Raw genomic sequence first — 20,966 nt, forward strand, 5'->3', positions numbered from 1 at the left:
CCTTGTGGGGTTAGCAGACCTTGGGTCTATATTGAGTCGTGGTTCTTTAGAGAATAAAGCGGCTCAGATCTTCATCTTCAGAGAGTTCGCCAAGTTCATTACGTACATAGCCTTTAGTAATGGTGACGGTTTCGCCCTCTTTTTCAGAGGCTGAGAAAGAGACCTCTTCCAAAAGACGTTCTAAAATTGTATGAAGACGGCGCGCGCCGATATTTTCGGTCTTTTCATTGACGCTAAAGGCGATCGTTGCCATCTCTTTAAGGGCTTCATCTTCAAACTCAAGATTCACTCCTTCCGTTTTTAAAAGCGCCTTATATTGCTTAATAAGCGCTGAGGAAGGCTCGGTCAAAATGCGATAGAAATCATCGGCATTTAACGATTTTAATTCAACGCGAATCGGGAGACGGCCTTGAAGTTCTGGGATTAGATCCGAAGGTTTAGCAAGATGGAACGCACCGGATGCGATAAAGAGAATATGGTCGGTTTTGATTGCGCCATATTTAGTGGAGACGGTACAGCCTTCAATTAAAGGAAGGAGGTCGCGCTGAACGCCTTCACGTGAAACATCGGCGCCGCTTGTGTTGCCGCGACCACAGACTTTATCGATCTCATCAATAAAGACGATGCCCTGATTTTCCGCCACTTCAATGGCCGTTTGTTTGATCTCTTCTTCATTAACAAGGCGTGCTGCTTCCTCATTTTGCACCTGTAACAGCGCATCTTTGATCTTCATTTTTTGCGGTTTACGGCGCTCTTGCCCTGATTGTTGGAAGAGCGATTGCAACTGCTCGGCCATCTCTTCCATGCCGGGAGGCGTCATAATATTCATGCCCAATCCTGCATTGGCAGCGATATCGATCTCAATTTCACGATCGTCCATCTCACCGCGAATCAGTTTTTCTCTAAATTTTTGGCGCGTTGCGGAGTTTTCTTTTGAAGGAGCTGCCGGTTCATCACCAAATCCAATATGTTTGGGCGGTGGTAAAATTGCATCTAATACACGCTCAATCGCCGCTTCTTCCGCTTTCGGATAGGCTGCTTTAATAGCCTGCTCGCGCACCTGTTTCACCGATGCTTCCACAAGGTCACGCACGATGGAATCCACCTCGCGGCCAACATAACCGACTTCGGTAAATTTCGTCGCTTCCACTTTAATAAAGGGGGCATTGGCGAGCTTGGCTAAACGGCGGGCAATCTCTGTTTTACCCACACCGGTTGGCCCGATCATTAAGATATTTTTCGGGGTGATTTCCGCACGAATCTCGCTTTCGACTTGTTGGCGTCTCCAACGATTGCGTAATGCGATGGCAACGGAGCGTTTGGCTTCATGTTGCCCGACAATGTATCGATCGAGTTCTTGAACAATCTCTCTTGGGGTCATAGCACTCATATTGGGTTCCTAATTAAAATTCGAGTTTTTCAATCGTTAAATTGGTGTTGGTGTAGATACAGACGCTGCCGGCAATGTTGAGGCTTTTGCGTACGATCTCTTCGGCAGGAAGCTCGGTATTTTCGATTAATGCAAGCGCTGCACTGTGGGCAAACATTCCCCCTGATCCGATCGCGGCGATATCGTGTTCCGGTTCGATCACATCGCCCAATCCTGAGATGATAAAGGTTGCGGTCTCATCGGCAACGATTAACAGGGCTTCCAATTTACGCAGCGCGCGTTCGGTACGCCACTCTTTAGCGAGCTCAACCGCTGAACGGGTGAGATTGCCGCTATATTTTTCAAGTTTTCCTTCAAAGCGCTCAAAGAGGGTGAAGGCATCGGCGGTACCGCCGGCAAATCCCGCGATCACTTTGCCATTATAGAGGCGACGAACTTTGCGTGCGTTGCCCTTCATAATTGTGTTTCCCATTGAAACCTGGCCATCGCCACCGATGACAACTTGATTGCCGCGGCGGACTGCACAGATCGTAGTTCCTCTAAATTGTTCCACTAGTATCTCCTTACGATATTTTTAGTTGTAGTGCTATAATGAGGGGAGAATTGAGAATTTCAAGTGAGCACAAAATTTTATTAACCTCGAAAGGAGACTCTCTGTGAAAAAATTAGCGATGATCCTCGCTGGATCGGCCGTTTTAGCTGGCTGTGCAACCACGAATACACAAGATGATACGATGCGCGTTTCATACAACTGTCCGATGGATACCAATATCACGGTAGAATATCTCTATGATGGCGAGATTGCGCGGATGCAAGATGATTCGGGCCGGATTGTGACCATGATTATTACCCCGGCAGCAAGCGGCGCGTATTATACCAATCATGATGGTTTCTCAATCCACACCAAAGCCGATTACGCCGTGGTTGAATTTGTGAAAGGTAAGCCCATTTCCTGTGAAATTTGGAAAGGCGATAAAAAATAGAGATTCAAGCGTAAGCCGAGCAAAAGCAGAGAGGGAATCTCTGCTTTTTTAGTATATAAGGAGATCATCATGCTAGACGACCACTCATTGTTGCGATATTCCCGCCATATTTTGCTCGATCAATTTGATATCGAGGGGCAACTCGCGCTTAAAAAAGCACACGTGGTGGTAGTCGGTTGTGGCGGGCTCGGTATGGCAGCACTTCCCCTTCTAGCTGGGGCCGGGATCGGCGAGCTCACGATCTTAGATTACGATGAGGTGGATCTTTCCAATCTGCACCGGCAAACCTATTATAAAACCGCGGACATTGGGCGTTCGAAAGTGGTGCAAGCAAAACAAAAGCTCACCGAGCTCAATCCCGATGTCATCATTCATACCTATGATGAAAAGACCTGTTTTAAACGGCTTGAAGAGCTCTGCCAATCGGCAGATGCGATCTTAGATTGCACCGATAACTTTGAGGTACGTAAAGCGATCAATCGTGCGGCCGTTTCTACAAAAACTCCGCTCATTTCAGGTTCAGCAGTGCGTTATGAAGGGCAGCTCACCGTCTATGATTTTCGCGATGACACCTCTCCATGCTACGCCTGCCTTTTTGATGGTGATGAGGCCTCAGATGGCAATTGCGCACTTTTTGGCGTATTTTCCCCAGTGGTGCATATTATCGGTGTCACCCAAGCTCAAGAGACGCTCAAACTCCTGCTTGGCATCGGGAAACTTACCACTCGCCGCCTTCGAATCTATAATGCGCTCGATAATGAGTGGCGTGAATTTAAATATGGCAAAAACCCCCACTGCGATGTCTGCGGCGATTACGTAACGGAGACCCACGTTGAATGCCGTGCGAAAAATCGCCTCTAACCATCATTTAATGGGATAAACATTATAAAAAAAGGTAAATATCCGTTAAAATAAAGGGTTTATCAAATGAGACAACGTACCGCCGCGAGCGGGTGTCTCTATAATCAATCAACTAGGTTAAATTATTGGCCTTTATCTTGACAGGAGCTGTGCTCGGCTCGTAGGATATGCACGCCTTACTTTTAAAAAGAGAGTTTTTTATGAATTCATTGACGGAAAATCGCGAGCCAACATCGGCCTCTCCCTATTCAGATGAGATTGATCTTTTTGAGTTAATCGCCGATCTCTGGAAAGATAAGTGGATTATCATCAGCACCACATTGATTGCCAGTATCATCGCCGTTGCCTACGCGCTTTTAGCCACGCCGATTTATCAATCCCAAGCGGAAGTTTTACCCCCCTATGTGTCGCAAATTACGGCGTTAAATAAAGGGGCGATTAATTTAAGCGATAAAGAAGAAGATAGCAATGCGTTAAAACCGATCTCAATTAACGAAGCTTATGCACTCTTTAGAAATACTCTCTATTCCAAAGAATTAAATCGATATTTCTTTGAACATTATTACCTGTCTTCTTTAGATGAAAAAGAAAGAGCGAACTCATTAGATAGTTTGCGCGCATCTTTTGCTAAGACGCTCAGCATTAAACAAGCCAATAGTAAAGAAACGCCCGATCGTTATCAGGTAGTGGTGACTCATCAAAATCCAGAAATAATTGAATTATGGGCCAATGAATATGTCGCTTTAGCAGGAAAGTGGGCAAAAGAGCGAATCTTGACTGACCGAAAAGCAGAAGTGAACACTATTTTACAAAATACTGAGCTTGGAATTACTACATTAAAGCAAAAATTAGAATTACTGCAAAAAAGTGAATTAGACCGCCTTAAAGAAGGGCTCTACATTGCAGAAAAACTAGGGATTGAGTCGCCAATGATGCCAGAAGGAAAAGCGACTAAAGAGGGCGCTGCATATGTTGATCAGAATCTTCTTTACATGCGCGGTAGTAAAGCATTAACCGCTCAAATTGAAGTGCTAGAAAAGCGCGGTATTGATGTTCTCCTACTTCCTGAATTAAGAGAGCTCACCGTTAAGCATGAGTTTTTTAAAGGCATTAAGTTTGATGAAGATAAAATTTCCCTCTATAACCTAGATGCACCGGCAGAGCTTCCTGAGAAACCGATTAAACCTAAGAAAAAGCTCGTTGTCTTAATCGGCGGCCTTGTGGGCTTTATGTTAGGTGGCATGATTGCGCTAGTGCGCATTGCGATGCGTAATCGTAAGCAAACGGGATTAAACTAAGCGCGAGACAAAGAGAGAGGATAGAGATGAAATTAACCTGTTTTAAAGCCTATGATGTTCGCGGGCAATTGGGCAGTGAGCTTAATGAAGAGATCGCTTATCGGATTGGGCGCGCGTATGGACAGATCTATCAGCCAAAACGTGTTGCGGTAGGGTGTGATGTTCGTCTTACGAGTGAAGCGCTTAAAGTAGCGACAATTCGCGGGCTCAATGATGCCGGAGTGGACGTGCTTGATCTTGGATTAACGGGCACGGAAGAGGTCTATTTTGCCGCCTTTCATCTCGATGTTGAAGGGGGGATTGAGATTACCGCGAGCCATAATCCTATGGATTATAACGGGATGAAATTTGTTCGTGAAGGCGCACGCCCGATTAGTGCCGATACGGGATTAAAAGAGATTCAAGCTTTGGCAGAATCGGGTGAATTTACCGAAATCCTTGATACTGATAAAGGGCGCGTTGAATCCTATTCGGTTTTAGCTGAATATATCGAGCATCTTTTAACCTATATTGATCCTCAAAAAATTCGGCCGATGAAACTTGTGATGAATGCAGGAAATGGGGCAGCAGGACATGTGGTTGATGCATTAGAACGCGCTTTTTCCGAACATCAAATTCCGATTGAATTTATCAAAATCCATAATGAGCCGGATGGTAACTTCCCCAATGGCATTCCTAACCCAATTTTGGTAGAAAACAGAGCCGTGACCGAGCAGGCCGTTCTTGCGCATCAAGCCGATATGGGCATTGCTTGGGATGGTGACTTTGATCGTTGCTTTCTTTTTGATGAAAAGGGGCAATTTATCGAGGGGTATTATGTGGTTGGACTCCTTGCACAGGCCTTTTTATTGAAAGAGAAGGGTGAAAACATCGTCCATGATCCGCGTTTAATCTGGAATACACTTGATATTATCAATCGTTATGATGGCGTTGCGGTGCAGTCAAAATCGGGGCATGCCTTTATTAAAGATGTGATGCGCGAGCATAACGCTGTCTATGGGGGGGAGATGAGTGCCCATCACTATTTCCGTGATTTTGCCTATTGCGACAGTGGCATGATTCCGTGGCTTTTGACGGTGATGGTGATGTCAGAAACCGGTGAAACGTTGTCGGCACTTGTGGAGAAAATGATCGAAAAATTCCCCTGCAGTGGTGAGATCAATTTTAAAGTAAGCGATACCCAAGCGACGATCCAGATAATATTTGATTATTATGCCTCTCAAAATCCACAAATCGACCAGACCGATGGCGTCAGCCTTGATTTTGGAGCGTGGCGTTTTAACGTCAGAGCATCAAATACCGAGCCATTACTACGCCTCAATATTGAAGCGCGCGCCGATCAAAATCCCCAGAAAATGCAGGACTATATTGATGAGTTAACGGGATTAATAATGAATCATCAATGTTAATGATACATAGAGAATAAAAAGCTCGATAGATTTAATGGTAGATCTATCGAGCTTTTTTGTGAGTCGCATATTATTTAATATTCGTTATATTAACGATACCCTTGAGGATTTAGTTTCTGCCAGCGCCAGCTATCTTTGAGCATATCCTCTAAGGTGTGTTTAGGTGTCCAGTTGAGCTCTTCGGTAGCGCGTTTATTATCGGCATAGGAGATTGCAACATCTCCTGCACGGCGAGGCGCAAACTCAAAGGGAACGCTGATGTTGTTCACCTTCTCAAAGGTGTTTTTCATCTCTAATACAGAAGTCCCGCTCCCTGTACCGATATTCCATGCACGGCACCCTTTATGGGCAAGGCGATTTTGGAGGGCTGAGACGTGGGCTGATGCAAGGTCGACAACGTGAATGTAATCACGAATCCCAGTGCCGTCAGGCGTTTTGTAATCATTGCCAAAAATGGAGAGCTTGTCACGCTTACCCACGGCCACTTGAGTAATATAGGGCATTAAATTATTGGGAATTCCTTGCGGATCTTCACCAATTTCGCCACTTTTATGAGCGCCCACCGGATTGAAATAACGAAGAAGAGCAATGGACCAACGCGCGTCCGCACGGGAGGCTTTTTCGAGCATCTGCTCAACGATGAGTTTGGTATAGCCGTAGTTATTCGATGGCATTCCCGTTGGCATCTCTTCATTTAGTGGTGAGGGATTTGCCTCATCATACACCGTTGCTGATGAGCTAAAGACAAGATTAAAACACTCCGCGCGCTCCATCGCTTGAATCAGGCTCACAGACCCTGCGATATTATTATCAAAGTAGGCTAGGGGAATCTCTTGGCTCTCACCGACGGCTTTTAACCCCGCAAAATGGATGACCGCATCGATGGCGTGGGTATTAAAAATTTGATCTAATAGCACACCATCACGAATATCCCCTTCAATAAAGGTGAGCGATTTGCCCGTCAGTTTTTCGACGCGCTTTAGGGATTCTTCAGAGCTATTTGAAAGATTATCGAGCACTAAGATCTCAAACCCTTCTTCTAAAAGCTCAACGCAGGTATGGGAACCAATATATCCTGCGCCCCCTGTGACTAATATTTTATGGTTCATCGTGATCTCCTAATAAATGGTGTATAAGGCCAGCAGTTGAGGCATCTAAATGGGCTAATTCGTCGAGATTACCGTTTAAAATTGGCAAAATCTGTTTTGCAATCTCTTTACCTTTCTCAACGCCCCATTGATCAAAGGGATTAATGCCCCAAAGGACCGATTGTACAAAGACTTTATGTTCATATAACGCAATGAGCATCCCAAGCGTTTGTGGATTGAGCTCTTTTAATAGCAGAGTACTACTGGGCTGATTCCCACTATATTGTTTGTAATTGGGGATGCCTGTCAATTCTTTTTCAGAGAGCGCACTATTTCCAAAGGCAAGGAGTCTTGATTGCGCCAAACAGTTGGCTAAGGCTAAATGATGCTGTTCGGTGAGGGTCGCTTCATTTTCTACATAGGTGTAGTGTTTTCCGTTATAGCGTTTAATGGGCGCGATGAAATCGCAACTAACCGCATGGGTGCCTTGATGCAGGAGCTGGTAAAACGCATGTTGTGCATTAGGGCCCACTTCTCCCCAGATAATCGGGCAGGTATGATGGGTGACGCGCTCCCCATTTCGTTTGATCGATTTTCCGTTAGACTCCATCTCAAGCTGTTGTAGATAAGAGGCAAAATATTTTAAACGGCCATCGTAGGGAAGCACCGCATGGGTCTGCATATTTAAAAAATTGCTATTCCATACCCCTAGAAGGGCCATTAATACGGGAATATTACGCTCAAACGATTCAGTTTGAAAGTGTATATCGACTAAATCGGCTCCATTTAGTAGCTCTTTAAATCCATCAACCCCGATGGTGAGAGCAATGGGGAGACCAATAGTAGACCAGAGTGAATAACGGCCACCGACCCATTCCCATAAACAGAGCTGATGATGAGGAGTGATTCCCCAAGCATCCATTTTTGCACGATCGCTCGACACGCCGATAAAGTGATTTTGGACAACGCGGGGCTCAGGACCTAAAGCATTCATCAGCCACGTTTTCGCTGTTTCCGCATTGGAGAGGGTATCGATCGTGGTAAAGGACTTTGAAGAGATAATAAAGAGCGTTGTTTCAGGGCGAAGCTGATAGAGAAGGTCCGATAATTGGCTGCCATCCATGGTGGAAACAAAGTGGATATTGAGCGGTTTTTCAGTTTGCACTTTGAAATCAGAGAGCGCATAGCTCACCATAAGCGGACCAAGATCTGAGCCTCCCACCCCAACATTGACCACATCTTGAATCACCTCTCCCGTGGCGCCGCGATATTGGCCGGTATGAATTTTATTGACGAGGCGATACATCGTCTCCAATTCATGGTGCACTTTTTGAGAAATATTTGGGAGTGAGCTATGCTCTTTAGGCTCTCTTAGCGCCCAATGTATCGCAGAACGATCTTCGGTGTAGTTGATTTTTTCCTCTGAAAAGAGCCGTTTAATCCACTCGGAAAGATTTTTTTCACCTGCGAACGCGACGAGCGAATTGAGAACCGCTTGATCAATGCGCTGTTTGCTAAAATCGTATGTGAGTGCCTCAAACGATCGTGAAAATTGTTCAAATCGATCCGGTGATTCTTGAAAAAGATCGCTCAGATGCCGGTGTTGAAAGCGTTCTGCTAAATGGTGTAATCGCGCTAGCACCGTCCTACTCCTTGATAGATAAATCCTAAATGTTTCATATGGTCTGGATGGTAAATATTGCGTCCATCTAAGATAAGAGGATGGTTCATCGCCTGCAATAACCGTTGATAATTTGGGCTGTAGTAACATCTCCACGCAGTCATCACACAAAGCGCATCAGCATTTTCAGCTGCACGATAAGGATCATCCGTGAGTATCAAATCTTCGCGGTTTCCGTAGCATTCTAAAATTTCAGGCAGAGCCTCAGGGTCATGAAGCTTTACGATCGCCCCTTGTGCCCAAAGCGCGCTCAACATCTTATGAATGGGGGAATTATGAGTATTTCCGCTATTTTCTTTAAAGGATGCACCCCAAATGGCAATGGTTTTCCCTTGGAGATTGGTATTGTAATAATCCCACAGCTTACGAAATAGAATCTCTTTTTGATCCTCATTAATCTCCCAAACTTGTTCAAGTAGCCGGCTTTTCGCCCCACTTTTAGATACCTCGCTTGAGAGCATTAAAATATCATGAGAAAAATTCTCCCCGCCAAAGCCAACGCCCGGAGAGAGATAAGAGGCGCCAATTCGAGTATCGGCGGCCATCCCTTGTTTGACATTTAAGATATCGACGCCGAGCGTTTCAGCCACATGAGCCACATCATTCATGTAACTAATGCGCGTTGCCAGCATCCCCGAGATGGAGAGTTTCGCGAGCTCTGCATCCAAAATAGGCATAAAGAGTTTTTGGTGGGCAAGCGGGAAGAAGGGGCGCAGAAATTCATCCATCCATGTTCTTGATGCCTCCGATTGTAGCCCTACCATAATCTGTTTTGCCTCTAAAAAACTCTTTAAAGCGCTCCCTTCCTGAATGATATCCGGCAGATAGCTCCACTCGTATTGAGGACTTTTCGCTTGTAATTGCGCCGTGCCGTGAAGGCCAAAGGTTGAGCCATTAATCATCATGGTTAAATGAGGTGTGGGAATGGCTTTTAATGCATCTAAAAAGAGAAGGGCGTTCTCCTTTTCAGTCGGACGATAGCAGAGCAGGCACGTTTCAAGATCATGGGGAAGATGCGCCACGTTATGGACGAATGTAATATGCCCCCTCTCATGCAAGGTATTGATACGCTCAGAAAGCTCACCATCTTGTGGTAAATGGGGGACAAGCCAATGAATTCTATGGGCCACTTCGGCAAGTACGACGGCAAAGACTTTCGCTTGCAATGTTGCTCCGACAATCGCGATATTCATCTTACTTTAACTCATCGATTAATTGTTTAAAATCCTCGCCCAAGGTTGGGTGATCCACGCCGTAGTGCAAAATGGCTTTGAGATAACCAATTTTACTCCCGCAGTCAAAGGTCTCTCCTTTCATGCGGTACGCCTCAATCTCAGCATCTTCTTGCAATTTTGCAATGGCATCCGTGAGCTGAATCTCATTTCCCGCACCTTTTGGGGTCTCTTCAAGGAGCGACATAATCCGAGCGGGGAGAATATATCTGCCAACGACCGAAAGATTAGAGGGCGCTTTGTGGGCGGGCGGTTTCTCTACAATCCCACGCATCACAATGCTCTCCCCTTCATTAGGACGGGTTTCAACATCCACAATCCCATACTGATCCACCAGCGATTCGGGCACCGCTTCCACCATAATTTGAGCACGCTTGGATCGATTAAAGCGCTCAATCATCGTGGTTAAATCATGCTCACTAGCTCTGTTTTTAACTAAAACATCCGGTAGCAGCACCGCAAAATCGTCATCCCCGACAACGCTTTTAGCACACAATACCGCATGCCCAAGCCCAAGCGGTTCAGGCTGGCGAACGGCAATAATCGTGACATCGTTAGGAATAATATGAGAGATCTCAGCTAAAAGGTCATATTTCCCTTTTGCTTTTAAGGTGGTTTCGAGCTCAAAGTTGCGATCAAAATAGTTTTCAATCGATGCTTTTGAACTATGGGTCACCAAAATAATCTCTTTAATCCCAGCATTCACCGCCTCTTTGACAACATATTCAATCGCAGGACGATCGACCACCGTCACCATCTCTTTAGGAATTGCCTTACTCGCCGGTAAAAAACGAGTCCCGAGTCCCGCAACGGGAAGAATTGCTTTTTTGATCATGGTATAAAATACGTATTTAATGAATGTGAAAATAATCTGTTTATGATAGCTCGATGCCAATTATATTGCATAGTTTACGATTGACTTTATCGGCATCAAAGTGTTCTTTAGCAAGCTTATAGCTCTCTTTTCCCATAATGTTTACTTGTTCAGGATGTTCGATAAAATAGATCATTTTATCGGCGAGAGCATTTGCATCCCATTTAGGGACTAAAAAACCATTTTGCCCATCAATTACGGTTTCCCGACAACCAGGAACATCAGTTGTAATAATAGGACGCCCGATTGCCATAGCTTCTTGGGTGCTTCGGGGCACGCCTTCACGATAATAAGAGGGTAAAATAAATACGGCACTTTTGGTGATGTAATCAGGTACATTATTTACAAAACCAGGATATTCGATAATATTGTCATTAATTAATCTCTCCAATTCTCTTTCAGTTAGTCCGCTTGGATTTTCTTTATCTAATCCACCGATTACTGTACACACAACATTAGGGTATTGCTTTTTAACTAACTTAGTTGCTTCTACATATTCAAAAATACCTTTTTCTGCAAGCAAGCGAGCGATGAAGATAAAAGAAAATGTATTGTTTTGCCATGGGCTATAAGGATATTGGTCTAGGTTGAGACCTATTGCGCCTAAAACATGTATAGCATTTGTTTTACATTTAATTTTATTTTTTTCAATGAGATCTACAGGATCATCAGGATTGAGGAAAATTATTTTATCTAGGAAAGGAAAAGCAAGTCGATATAGAAAAATTTGTGCTTTCTGGATAAAATTTACTTTAGTGCTTTGGCCATTTTTAGGGATCGTAAAGGGAGTGCCAAGTCCCTCGAGCATGCCGATAATTTTTGGAGTTTTCGCTAGCTTAGCAGCAATGGTTCCATAGACGACAGGTTTTGAAAAGTAGGAAAAAACAATATCAGGCTTAATCTTCGTTATTTTCTTTTTTAAATCCCACATAGAAGCGATATCGGCAAACGGATTGAGTCCGCCACGGCTCATTTTATAAGTAATAGGGGTTGCACCTAATGATTCTAAAGTTTTTAGCTCATCGTCTTTATACTCACAAACAAAGGTATAAACTTGCCACTTGTTTTGAGCCAATAGCTTAATTAAGTCTTGTCTAAATTGGATAGTTGATGAGGCAACTGTTCCGATGAGGATTATTTTTTTCATAATAAATTATAATTACTGAAATATAAAAGAATAGGGAATAAACCCATATGCTTGTCCTGATGAGTCTATAAAATTACGTAAAGTAAATATTGTAGCAATGATAGATGTTAGATATAGAGAGTAGAATAATTTTTTATTTAAAATAAACATTCCATAGCGTAGATTGGATATGTAAAGGAATGTATAAGGCAATAAAAGAGTATATAGCTGTAGAATACGCAAACCACCATAGCTAAATTTGGCAATTATAAAAGACATTGCTATTAGTAATGTGGCTACACAAGAAAAGCCAATTTTGAAGTGTCTATTTGTTGGGTATAAGTAAAAGAAGCGCAAAAACAGTATAAATAGGATGACATCAGATAGTCCGGATGAAAGATTGGGAGAAGAGTAATTAGAATATAAAATTAATTTATTATAAATATGTTCATAGTAAATAGCTCCTCCTGCAAATAGCAGTAGAGTAAGGGAAAAGGCTGTTATAATTTTTTTAGAGTTGTTTTTTTGAAATAAAAATAAAATAGGAATAATCAAAGAAACTGTAACATGGAAGGAGATAGCAATAAGGAAAACAACTAAAGAGACGTTCCTCTTTTTTTGAAATAGGTTTAATGAAATGAGTAAAAGATTGATAGCAATCCCAACTCGTAAAGCATTCATTGAAAATATGTAGATAGTTGCCGGTATAAAAAAAATGGCAATAAATTGTCTAATATTTTTTTCAGAGGTTATTAAGAGCGGAATTATTAGGCTAATATATATAGCTGTTAATATTCTCAATGTTATAACACTAGAAAAGCCTAATAGATTTAGTAAGGCAACCGAGAGGTTAAACCCTAGTTCGGTAGGTTGTTTTAGCCAATTATCTAAAGAGATATTAGCAATAATACTCTCATAGGTGCCTGTATCTGTACCAACATTTCCCCTGAAAATCACTATAAATGCAATATAAATAAAACCCAGAAAGTAAATGAGCCTAGTTTTAGGATAAGTTCTTTCCCATAAAAAAAGACCAATTAGTAAGAAGGCGTAACCAAGTAAATATATTTCCATAGTTTTTGCTTAATCTTTTTTTGAACGGTCGGGTCTAATTAATGCTTTGAAACACTGGATAAATATAGCTATAAAATTAGTAAAGCTTTTTTTTAATAAAAACTCTCTCATAGCATATCCTGCACATTCAGCATATCCAAGTAAGCGTCTTTGTGATGCGTTTGTGTGAATTCTATAATCTAACAAGGGCTCTTGGATATTGTCCCATTTAATCCCTTTTCTTTTTAGTCGTAACCAAAGATCATAATCTTCGGTATTAAAACCAGAGTTATATCCTCTTGCATTTATGACTGTCTTTTTTTTATATAAAGTCGTGTTATGTGCGAAAGTGTTTTTAAAAGGAAGGAGTCTATTAATTTTATGTTGTACGGGATACTTACGATCACCTATTTTTTCATTTGTTTCATTTATTAAATTTAAATTACTACCAACAAGATCAAGAGAATTTTCTAATAAATACTTTAATTGTTTTTTCAAGCGTTCAGGATGAGCAATATCATCAGCATCCATGCGAGCAATATAATTATATTGACTAGCATCTAATCCTATATTTAAAGCATGTGCTAGTTGTCCAATAGAGCTTGTTAGAACTTTAATTCTAGGATCATTAAAGTGAGATTGTATATATTTAGCTACATTAAATGCATCAGAACCATTCGCAACAATGATAAATTCAAAATTTGCGAATGTTTGATTTAAAATGCTATTTATAGCATTGTCAACATACTCATCAATGCGATGAATTCCCATTATTACTGAAATCATAATGTATTTTTAACTCTCTTATATACAGATTTGAAAATAAATTTAAACAATTTTGGTGAAGTTTTAAATATTAAAATAGCCCATAATTCTCTAGACTTTAAAGGTAAAAGGTTCAATATGTTTGAGGATTTTATAATTTTTTTGTTTATAGCATCGTTAAGATCATTATAGTCCTGATTAAAGTTCGGAGAGTAAATGCTGATATATGTTATCGCTTTAACATAAAAATTTAATAGGTAACCAGTTTCGTAATATTTTTTATAGGCACTAGTAGGGTAATTCTCACAGAGAAAACTTTTATGAGAATCAAATAATTTTAAAAAACTAGTGAGGTAGTGAGGATTATATCGTCGCATTGTCGAGTTAGAATGAATTACGTAGAAATAAAAAATATCATCTATAACATCAATATTTTGATTATATAGAATCGCAGGCAATATTTGCTGGTCTTCATAGATCATACCTTCTATAAACCGTATGTTTTCAAAGATTTTCTTTTTATAAATTTTGGTGGACATTGATGTATCTAATGCACCATAAAATAAAAGAGGGTCTTTCTCTAGTGAATGTTTATGTAGTTTTGGTAGCGATAATCCTAGACTTTCCCCATTTTCATCAACATATTGAAGTCCAAAGGTCACAATGTCGGTATCTTTTTTTTGTGAAAAACGATGAATGCAATATTCAAAAGTTTTAGGTGAGATATAGTCATCACTATCGACAAAAGCAATATAATCGCCTGATACTATATCTAGGCCAAGATTACGAGCACTGGACTGGCCGCCATTTTCTTTTTCTAAAAAAATAAACCGAGGGTCATTTCCTACTAGTTTTTTTGCGATAGCAATAGAATTGTCAAGGCTGCCATCATCTACAATAATAGCCTCAAAATGAGTATATGTTTGGTCGAGTAGGCTTTGGATGCATTTTTCAATGTAGTCTTCTACGCCATAAACAGGAATAATAATAGAAATTGTTGGGTTTTTATTCATAGTTTTTAGATAGGATATGGATATGTAGTCACTTTTTAATAAAATATTTTTTTAGATCTGTGAGTAAAAGAACGCAAATCCCTAAAACAATAAAATTCAGGCTTTCAGTGATTGTGATAGAAATACTGGCTCCAAGAGCTCCAAAATAAGAGCTAAGGATAACTGTATAAAAAACATGTATTAGACCAATGATGAGAGGTTGAATGTAATAAAGACGTTTATACCCAAGAGGTAAAAGTAAATTATGAGCAAAGACAACGCAGTAAGGAGTAAAAAATAGCATTGGAGTCATAACTTTTAATGCTTCAGCAGATTGTTTAAACTCTTTTCCTAATACCCAAGTGGCTAGAATAGGCACAATAAAATAAAAAAGTATAGAAAATATTAGTAAGGTAGGTAGCATATAAACGAGTAGTTTTTTTATAAATAGGTATGCAGCTTTGGTATCTGTTGCAAAAAGGTGATTAGCTCTAGGGTAGATTACTTGCCCTAAAACAGTGAACACTCCTATAGCAGCTACTTGTATTCTAAAACTTGCAGAATAGATTCCTACCTCCTCATAGCTATTGACTAGCCCTAAAATAATAGGGGTGCTGGTATTATAAAGGCTAATTGCCGCAGCGCCAATAAATAGAGGAAGAGAAGCCATTAATGCTTTGGTGATTTTTAACTGAGAATACTTAATGCACTTTATAATTGCTTCTTTTTTTACAAGGTATAAGTTGATTAGCGCAATTAATAAAATAATGAAAGCTTGAATTCCTGCTGCAATAACAACATCGTCAGGGGAGTGCACAAACCAAAATAGTAGTGGAATGTTTAAGACTTTAATAGCTGACCCTATAAGTGATACTTTTTCAAGCTTTTCTATTCCTTGGAAAAACCATAATGGATCGATAGCTACGGCTATCAACTGTAAAAAAAGAATAAAAATAACCCATCGAATTTCATAGAAACTTTCTATAGTGAGAGTAATGATAGTAAGTACTGTGAAGGCAATGCCGAGTAGTATAAATTTTGCAGTAATAGTTTCCCAAAAAGCACGGCTAATTAGTAAGGAAGATTCCCTATGTCGTGCTATATATTGTGTTGCACTAAGGTTAAATCCGAAAGTAACAAACAGTACTCCATACTGGATTAAACTTATTGCTAAGTTGAGCGCCCCATACTGATCAACTCCTAGAGTTCTGGTTAAGTATGGTAGTGTGATTAATGGGACAAGATAGTTAATTGCTTGCATTGTAAGAAGCGAAAATGCATTTCTTTTAAGAGACGTAGGTTTAGTCATGTTACCTAGCCCCAAATCCCGTCAACATGGTTCGAATCGTCTTAAAGACAATTAAAATATCGAGCCAGAGGGAGAAATGTTTGATGTAGTAGAAGTCGTATTGTAGCTTTATTTTCATGCCGTCAACTTCTGCGGCATAGCCTTGTGTGACTTGTGCCCAGCCGGAGATTCCCGGTCTGACGATATGACGATAATTGAAGAATGGGACATCTTTTTCATACCATTTTGACAGTGTTAGAGATTCAGGGCGTGGGCCGATAAAGCTCATATCGCCTTTCAAAACATTAAGAAACTGTGGTAATTCATCGATGCGATATTTACGAATAATTTTACCTACTCGCGTAATTCTGGGGTCGTCTTCTCCTTCTGTAAAGCCGCGACCTTCTAAATCGGTCCTCATACTGCGGAATTTATACATCTTAAATATTTTATTGCGATAACCAATACGCTCTTGATTATAAAAAATGGGACCTTTGCTATCTAGCTTGATTAAAATTGCGGTAATGAGAAATACAGGGAGCAGTAAAGGCAAAAAGCCAAGGGCAACGAGTGTATCGAATAAGCGTTTTGCGCCGATATAAAAGAGGGAAGGTTGCAGATGCCCAAAAATATTTTCGGAGAGGTGATCGAGCTGTACTCGGCCAGTTAGGTTTTCAGTCAGTTGTGTGGTATGAAAGACAGGAATATGGGACAGAGTGCATTCGCTTAAAAAGCGTTGCCACTCATCGGGCATCGTTGAATGAAGATCGGCGACGATGGCATCATAGCGGCGTTTGCCAAGATCGGGGGAATCTAAAATAGTGATGACGGCTTGTTTAGTATCGGCTAATTCAAGTGCGCGACCAAAGGGGACGATGGCGAGTTTAGGCTTATAATATTTTCGGCCAATGAAAAACCCTAAAAATGCCCAGAAATTGGCGAGTAAAAACGATATAAAGAGGACGCTACGGGCATACTCTTCGCGCATAAAAAGCAGTATGGCGATAACGATAAGCCAGCTAGTTGCGATGGTAGGGAAGAGGTAGCTCATGGAACGAGAGCCTGGGAATTGTTGCATCTTTTTTAATACTAAAAAGGCGATAAAAAAAGCAACGCCATTGGCGATGAGCGTATTAATCTGGACGGAATTCCACTTTGCTTGATTGAAAAGCAAAGATTCCCAACGAATCGCATGTGGGAGAAGCACGATAAAAAAGGCGCCAACAATGAGTTGGAACCAGAAGTTAAACAGAATAACCTCGTACCAACGCGAATGGCGACGATGAAAATGATCCGTCACATTAACCCCTAATAATAAGCTACAACAATCTACACACTGCTCTATTATACAAGCAGTCACACTCTCGTAAAGGCGTAATTTTAGCATATTTATGTAATCGAGTGGGGTTAATCAAGTTTTTACCTGTTGGTAATAAATTTCCACTATAAAATCCGCAATCTTCCCCTTTTTAGTAAAAATCTTGTATAATACCTTCCTATTATTAAAAGCGCTCATAGCTCAGTTGGATAGAGTGTCAGTTTCCGAAACTGAAGGTCAGAGGTTCGATCCCTCTTGGGCGCGCCAGATTGAGATGAAAAAGCCTTTAATATCCTTATGTTGAGTGGTATTAAAGGCTTTTTTGTGATTGTGTTGTCTATTACTGTTGCTTTGATTGGGAGTAGGTTAAATAAGAAAGGACTCCCATCGGAGCCCTGTATCTCAATCTTGATTGAATGATCTGATGCCCAAATTACTCAATGTTTTGAATCTGTTCGCGGATCTGTTCGATCAATACTTTAAGATCAACGCCGATCTGGGTGAGCTTCACATCTTGGGATTTTGAGCCAAGGGTATTGGCTTCACGATTGAGCTCTTGTGAGAGAAAATCTAAGCGACGACCTACGGGTTCATTGCGGGTAAAGACATTGCGCATCTCTTCAATATGAGCGTTTAAACGATCGATCTCCTCATCGACATCGAGGCGCTGAGTCACATAGACGAGCTCTTGCTCAAAACGGTTGGGATCGTGCTCAATATCGATCTCTTCAAGGCGCGAAAGTAGGCGCTCTTTAATTTTTTCAATGGCGGTCGGGCGCTGGGCTTTCGCATCAATCACAAGGTCTGCCATCTTATTAAGGCGCTCGGTGAGCATCTCAAGAATGCGAGTTCCTTCACGTTTACGATTTTCTAAAAGGGCATCAAGCGCGTTATTAAAAAGTGTCATTAACACCGGTTTAATCGCTTCAGGATCAGGCGCTGCAGTGGTTACCACATTGGGGAAACGCATCAATTCGGTTGCGGTTAATACGCGCTCATCGCCGAGCAAACCTTGTGTTTCTTGATGAATTTCCACAATGCGAGTGGCTAAATCGCGGTTAAAAATGAGCGTCGATGCCGGGTTTTGGTCCATGTCGAGGCGAATCGAAATATCCACCTTTCCACGTGAAATCTTCTCAGCGAGCACTTCACGGAGTACCGGCTCAAAATTGCGGAGCAGCTCCGGCATTCGAAACGAAGGGTCGAGATAGCGGTGATTGACGCTGCGGATTTCGATGCTAAGCATGCCAAGATCGGTCAGCTGTGATTCGCGAGCAAAGCCCGTCATAGATAACAACATAGTACTGCCTTTTTGTTTAAAATCGGTCAATGAATCGTATAACCGTTCATTATAAGGGATCGGCGGATTTTCTGAAAAAGATTATTCGCTAATCATCTCACTTTCCACATAGCGAACTAAGAGATTAAACGTCGCGTGAAGTGAGTCAATATGGGTGCGCTCCATGCTGTGTGAGGCATCAATTCCCGGGCCAATGAGCGCATGTTTCAGATCGTATCCTGCACGAATTGCCGCCGAGGCGTCTGAGCCATAATAGGGATAGATATCGACTTTATGAGGAATTTTAAACTCACTACAGAGTGCGCGCATCTGTGAGGTGAGTCCGTGATGATAAGGCCCCGATGAATCTTTCGCGCAGATCGAAACGCTAAACTCATCGGAATTTTGCCCATCGCCAATCGCGCCCATATCCACCGCAACATATTCCGTTACATTAGCCGGAATTGCGGAGTTCCCCCCAAAGCCCACCTCTTCATTATTGGAGATATAGAGATAGGTGGTGTAGGGCAGGGTGATCGCATTTGAAGCGATCTGTTCGGCAAGCTCAATTAGAAGTGCAACCGCAGCTTTATCATCTAAATGGCGCGATTTAACAAAGCCATTATCGAGCGTTTCAAAACGAGGATCGAACGACACATAATCGCCCACCGAAATGCCGAGCGCTTCGGTCTCTTCTTTTGAACGTGTGATCGCATCAATGCGTACCTCGATATTCTCATCATTTCGAGGTAGCTCGCCACTCTCTTTATAGACATGCACCGACGCTTGATGCATCAAAATGGTGCCGCGTACCGGAAGCTGATTGTGGCGATGAATAATGCAATATTCGCCCTCAACGCTATTCCAATTAAAGCCACCGAGTTTAGAGAGTTTAAGGCGACCATCGGCTTTAATCTCTTTGACCATCGCGCCCAGGGTATCAACGTGAGCGGTTAAAAGACGGGCTTTTGAATCGTCATGACCTTTTAGCGTTACTAAAATCGCGCCCTTTTGCGTAGTCGTAAATTCGATGCCCGACGCTGTGAATCGATCTTTCAAATAGTGGATGATTGCACGCGTATCGCCTGACGGACTGGGGCGATTCACCAGATGTTCAAGCGTAATTAACGTATGCGTTGGGTTGAATTTCATAGCGGTCTCCGTAGACAAATCATAAAAATAACGCGTAAGATTGATTTACGTCGATATTATCAACTTTTAATAGTATAACTTTTTTCTAACTGTTCTTCGATCCTTCTAATTGTCTATTAAATTGGCAAAAATCGAGTATCTGTGCGCAATCTAGATTATATAAACGGTAGCATCGCAGGTTTGGTTGGTTCGTCGTGGCTCGCCTCAATAATTTCAATAAAGGCTTCAAGCGAGCGGGTTTGGTAGGCATCTTTTCGGCAGATAAAGACCGTCTGAATGCGGCTATATTTTGCCGGTAAAGAGTGGCATCTGATAAGCCCGCGGGCTTCATGATGGGCCACCACCGATTTTGGTAGATAGGTTACGCCAAGCCCTGAATAGACGCTGCCTAAGATCGTTTCGAGCGTGCCAAGCTCCATCACTTTTGACGAAACAATCTGCTCATCGCGGAGCCATTCTTTCAGTTTTGCCCGATAGCCACATCCTGCGCCAAAGACCAAAAAGGGGCGCTCTTTAATCTCTGCTAAAGTTTTCGTTTCAAGGTCGGTCACGAGCACGAGCTCCTCTTCAAAAACGTGATATTGCTTTAAATCGGGGTGATTGCTGCGCGCCGTTCCGGTGATAAATGCGCCATCGAGCTTATAGTTTAAGACCCGATCGATCAGCTCCTCGGAAACGCCGGTGGCAAGGGAGAGATCCACATTTTTATAGGCTTGATTATAGCGCGAGAGAATGAGCGGCAATTTAATCACCGTTTCAACGGCGCCAATGGAGAGATTTCCCGCGGGTTGGCCATCATCTTGCATCACTTTTTTCATCTCATCGACGAGGGCGGTAATGCGTTCTGCGTAGGTGATCAGCTTTTTCCCTTCGGGGGTTAATTCCATCCCGCGATTGTGCCGATGGAAGAGCTGGGTGCCGAGTTCCTCTTCAAGTCCTTTGATCCGCGTTGTCACATTTGATTGCACATAATGGAGCTGTTTTGCCGCGCGGCTAATGTTACGTTCTTTAGCAACTGTTTGAAAAATATAGAGATCGCGTAAATCCACCTCAATCCTCCTTAAGGCTCTGTTTTCAATGAATTTGATCGATGTAATCGTTATTTTAGATATCAAAATATATGATAATAATAATCAATTATAATCGTTTCAAATGATAAAGGAAATAGTGTTTAATG

19 protein-coding genes and 1 tRNA gene are annotated in these 20,966 nt (G+C 41.9%); 5 read left to right on the forward strand and 15 right to left on the reverse strand.

Annotation, left to right across the window (positions count from 1 at the left end):
- Nucleotides 1-46: 46 nt before the first annotated feature.
- Nucleotides 47-1,390, reverse strand: a complete 1,344-nt coding sequence (gene hslU, locus OXI21_RS05240; protein WP_279618509.1) for an ATP-dependent protease ATPase subunit HslU — start codon at nt 1,388-1,390, stop codon at nt 47-49.
- 13 nt (nt 1,391-1,403) lie between these two features.
- Nucleotides 1,404-1,943 carry an ATP-dependent protease subunit HslV gene (gene hslV, locus OXI21_RS05245; RefSeq protein WP_279618510.1) on the reverse strand — a complete coding sequence of 180 codons (540 nt, stop codon included), beginning with the start codon at nt 1,941-1,943 and terminating at the stop codon, nt 1,404-1,406.
- Nucleotides 1,944-2,046: 103 nt separating this feature from the next.
- On the opposite strand from hslV, the gene OXI21_RS05250 reads away from it, so the two are divergent.
- The 4 genes from OXI21_RS05250 to OXI21_RS05265 all read left to right on the forward strand — a co-directional run bounded on the left by OXI21_RS05250 (nt 2,047) and on the right by OXI21_RS05265 (nt 5,941).
- Nucleotides 2,047-2,373 carry an MliC family protein gene (locus OXI21_RS05250; protein WP_279618511.1) on the forward strand — a complete coding sequence of 109 codons (327 nt, stop codon included), beginning with the start codon at nt 2,047-2,049 and terminating at the stop codon, nt 2,371-2,373.
- 69 nt (nt 2,374-2,442) lie between these two features.
- Nucleotides 2,443-3,234 (forward strand): HesA/MoeB/ThiF family protein, encoded by a 792-nt coding sequence (locus OXI21_RS05255; RefSeq protein WP_279618512.1) that lies wholly within the window; start codon nt 2,443-2,445, stop codon nt 3,232-3,234.
- 200 nt (nt 3,235-3,434) lie between these two features.
- Nucleotides 3,435-4,532, forward strand: a complete 1,098-nt coding sequence (locus OXI21_RS05260) for a Wzz/FepE/Etk N-terminal domain-containing protein (RefSeq protein WP_279618513.1) — start codon at nt 3,435-3,437, stop codon at nt 4,530-4,532.
- A 26-nt stretch (nt 4,533-4,558) separates the two neighbouring features.
- Complete coding sequence (locus OXI21_RS05265; RefSeq protein WP_279618514.1) at nt 4,559-5,941, forward strand: phosphomannomutase CpsG; 1,383 nt, start codon at nt 4,559-4,561, stop codon at nt 5,939-5,941.
- A gap of 89 nt (nt 5,942-6,030) precedes the next feature.
- Here the strand turns inward: OXI21_RS05265 and galE are convergent, their stop codons facing one another.
- From galE to OXI21_RS05315, 10 genes are read right to left on the reverse strand one after another with little or no spacing between them, the layout of a single operon-like run.
- Complete coding sequence (gene galE / locus OXI21_RS05270; RefSeq protein ID WP_279618515.1) at nt 6,031-7,050, reverse strand: UDP-glucose 4-epimerase GalE; 1,020 nt, start codon at nt 7,048-7,050, stop codon at nt 6,031-6,033.
- Nucleotides 7,040-8,695 (reverse strand): glucose-6-phosphate isomerase, encoded by a 1,656-nt coding sequence (pgi, locus tag OXI21_RS05275; protein WP_347815512.1) that lies wholly within the window; start codon nt 8,693-8,695, stop codon nt 7,040-7,042. Before pgi ends, galE begins: the two co-directional genes overlap by 11 nt.
- Nucleotides 8,665-9,903: a UDP binding domain-containing protein gene (locus tag OXI21_RS05280; RefSeq protein WP_279618517.1), complete on the reverse strand. Its 1,239-nt coding sequence runs from the start codon at nt 9,901-9,903 to the stop codon at nt 8,665-8,667. The genes pgi and OXI21_RS05280 overlap by 31 nt, the downstream gene beginning before the upstream one ends.
- A gap of 1 nt (nt 9,904) precedes the next feature.
- Nucleotides 9,905-10,777, reverse strand: a complete 873-nt coding sequence (gene galU / locus OXI21_RS05285) for a UTP--glucose-1-phosphate uridylyltransferase GalU (protein WP_279618518.1) — start codon at nt 10,775-10,777, stop codon at nt 9,905-9,907.
- A gap of 40 nt (nt 10,778-10,817) precedes the next feature.
- Nucleotides 10,818-11,963 (reverse strand): glycosyltransferase family 4 protein, encoded by a 1,146-nt coding sequence (locus OXI21_RS05290; RefSeq protein ID WP_279618519.1) that lies wholly within the window; start codon nt 11,961-11,963, stop codon nt 10,818-10,820.
- Between the two features lie 12 nt (nt 11,964-11,975).
- On the reverse strand, nt 11,976-13,016 hold the full coding sequence (locus tag OXI21_RS05295; protein WP_279618520.1) for an EpsG family protein: 1,041 nt from the start codon (nt 13,014-13,016) through the stop codon (nt 11,976-11,978).
- A gap of 9 nt (nt 13,017-13,025) precedes the next feature.
- Entirely contained in the window at nt 13,026-13,781 is a 756-nt protein-coding gene (locus tag OXI21_RS05300) for a glycosyltransferase (RefSeq protein WP_279618521.1), read from the reverse strand.
- A complete protein-coding gene (locus tag OXI21_RS05305) occupies nt 13,778-14,773 on the reverse strand; it encodes a glycosyltransferase (RefSeq protein ID WP_279618522.1) in 996 nt (331 codons plus the stop codon). The genes OXI21_RS05300 and OXI21_RS05305 overlap by 4 nt, the downstream gene beginning before the upstream one ends.
- Before the next feature lie 28 nt (nt 14,774-14,801).
- Nucleotides 14,802-16,061, reverse strand: coding sequence for an oligosaccharide flippase family protein (locus OXI21_RS05310; protein ID WP_279618523.1), 1,260 nt, complete (start codon nt 16,059-16,061; stop codon nt 14,802-14,804).
- 1 nt (nt 16,062) lies between these two features.
- Complete coding sequence (locus tag OXI21_RS05315; protein WP_279618524.1) at nt 16,063-17,340, reverse strand: exopolysaccharide biosynthesis polyprenyl glycosylphosphotransferase; 1,278 nt, start codon at nt 17,338-17,340, stop codon at nt 16,063-16,065.
- A 208-nt stretch (nt 17,341-17,548) separates the two neighbouring features.
- Here OXI21_RS05315 and OXI21_RS05320 point away from each other — a divergent pair.
- Nucleotides 17,549-17,625 (forward strand) — tRNA-Arg (locus OXI21_RS05320).
- Nucleotides 17,626-17,791: 166 nt separating this feature from the next.
- On the opposite strand, the gene OXI21_RS05325 is transcribed toward OXI21_RS05320, so the two are convergent.
- The 3 genes from OXI21_RS05325 to OXI21_RS05335 all read right to left on the reverse strand — a co-directional run bounded on the left by OXI21_RS05325 (nt 17,792) and on the right by OXI21_RS05335 (nt 20,838).
- A complete protein-coding gene (locus OXI21_RS05325) occupies nt 17,792-18,658 on the reverse strand; it encodes a YicC/YloC family endoribonuclease (protein WP_279618525.1) in 867 nt (288 codons plus the stop codon).
- A gap of 81 nt (nt 18,659-18,739) precedes the next feature.
- Nucleotides 18,740-19,789, reverse strand: coding sequence for a M42 family metallopeptidase (locus OXI21_RS05330; protein WP_279618526.1), 1,050 nt, complete (start codon nt 19,787-19,789; stop codon nt 18,740-18,742).
- A gap of 155 nt (nt 19,790-19,944) precedes the next feature.
- Nucleotides 19,945-20,838: a LysR family transcriptional regulator gene (locus OXI21_RS05335; RefSeq protein ID WP_279618527.1), complete on the reverse strand. Its 894-nt coding sequence runs from the start codon at nt 20,836-20,838 to the stop codon at nt 19,945-19,947.
- Between the last annotated feature and the right edge of the window lie 128 nt (nt 20,839-20,966).

The sequence above is a fragment of the Ignatzschineria sp. RMDPL8A genome (assembly GCF_029815055.1).
GTDB lineage: Bacteria > Pseudomonadota > Gammaproteobacteria > Cardiobacteriales > Wohlfahrtiimonadaceae > CALZBJ01.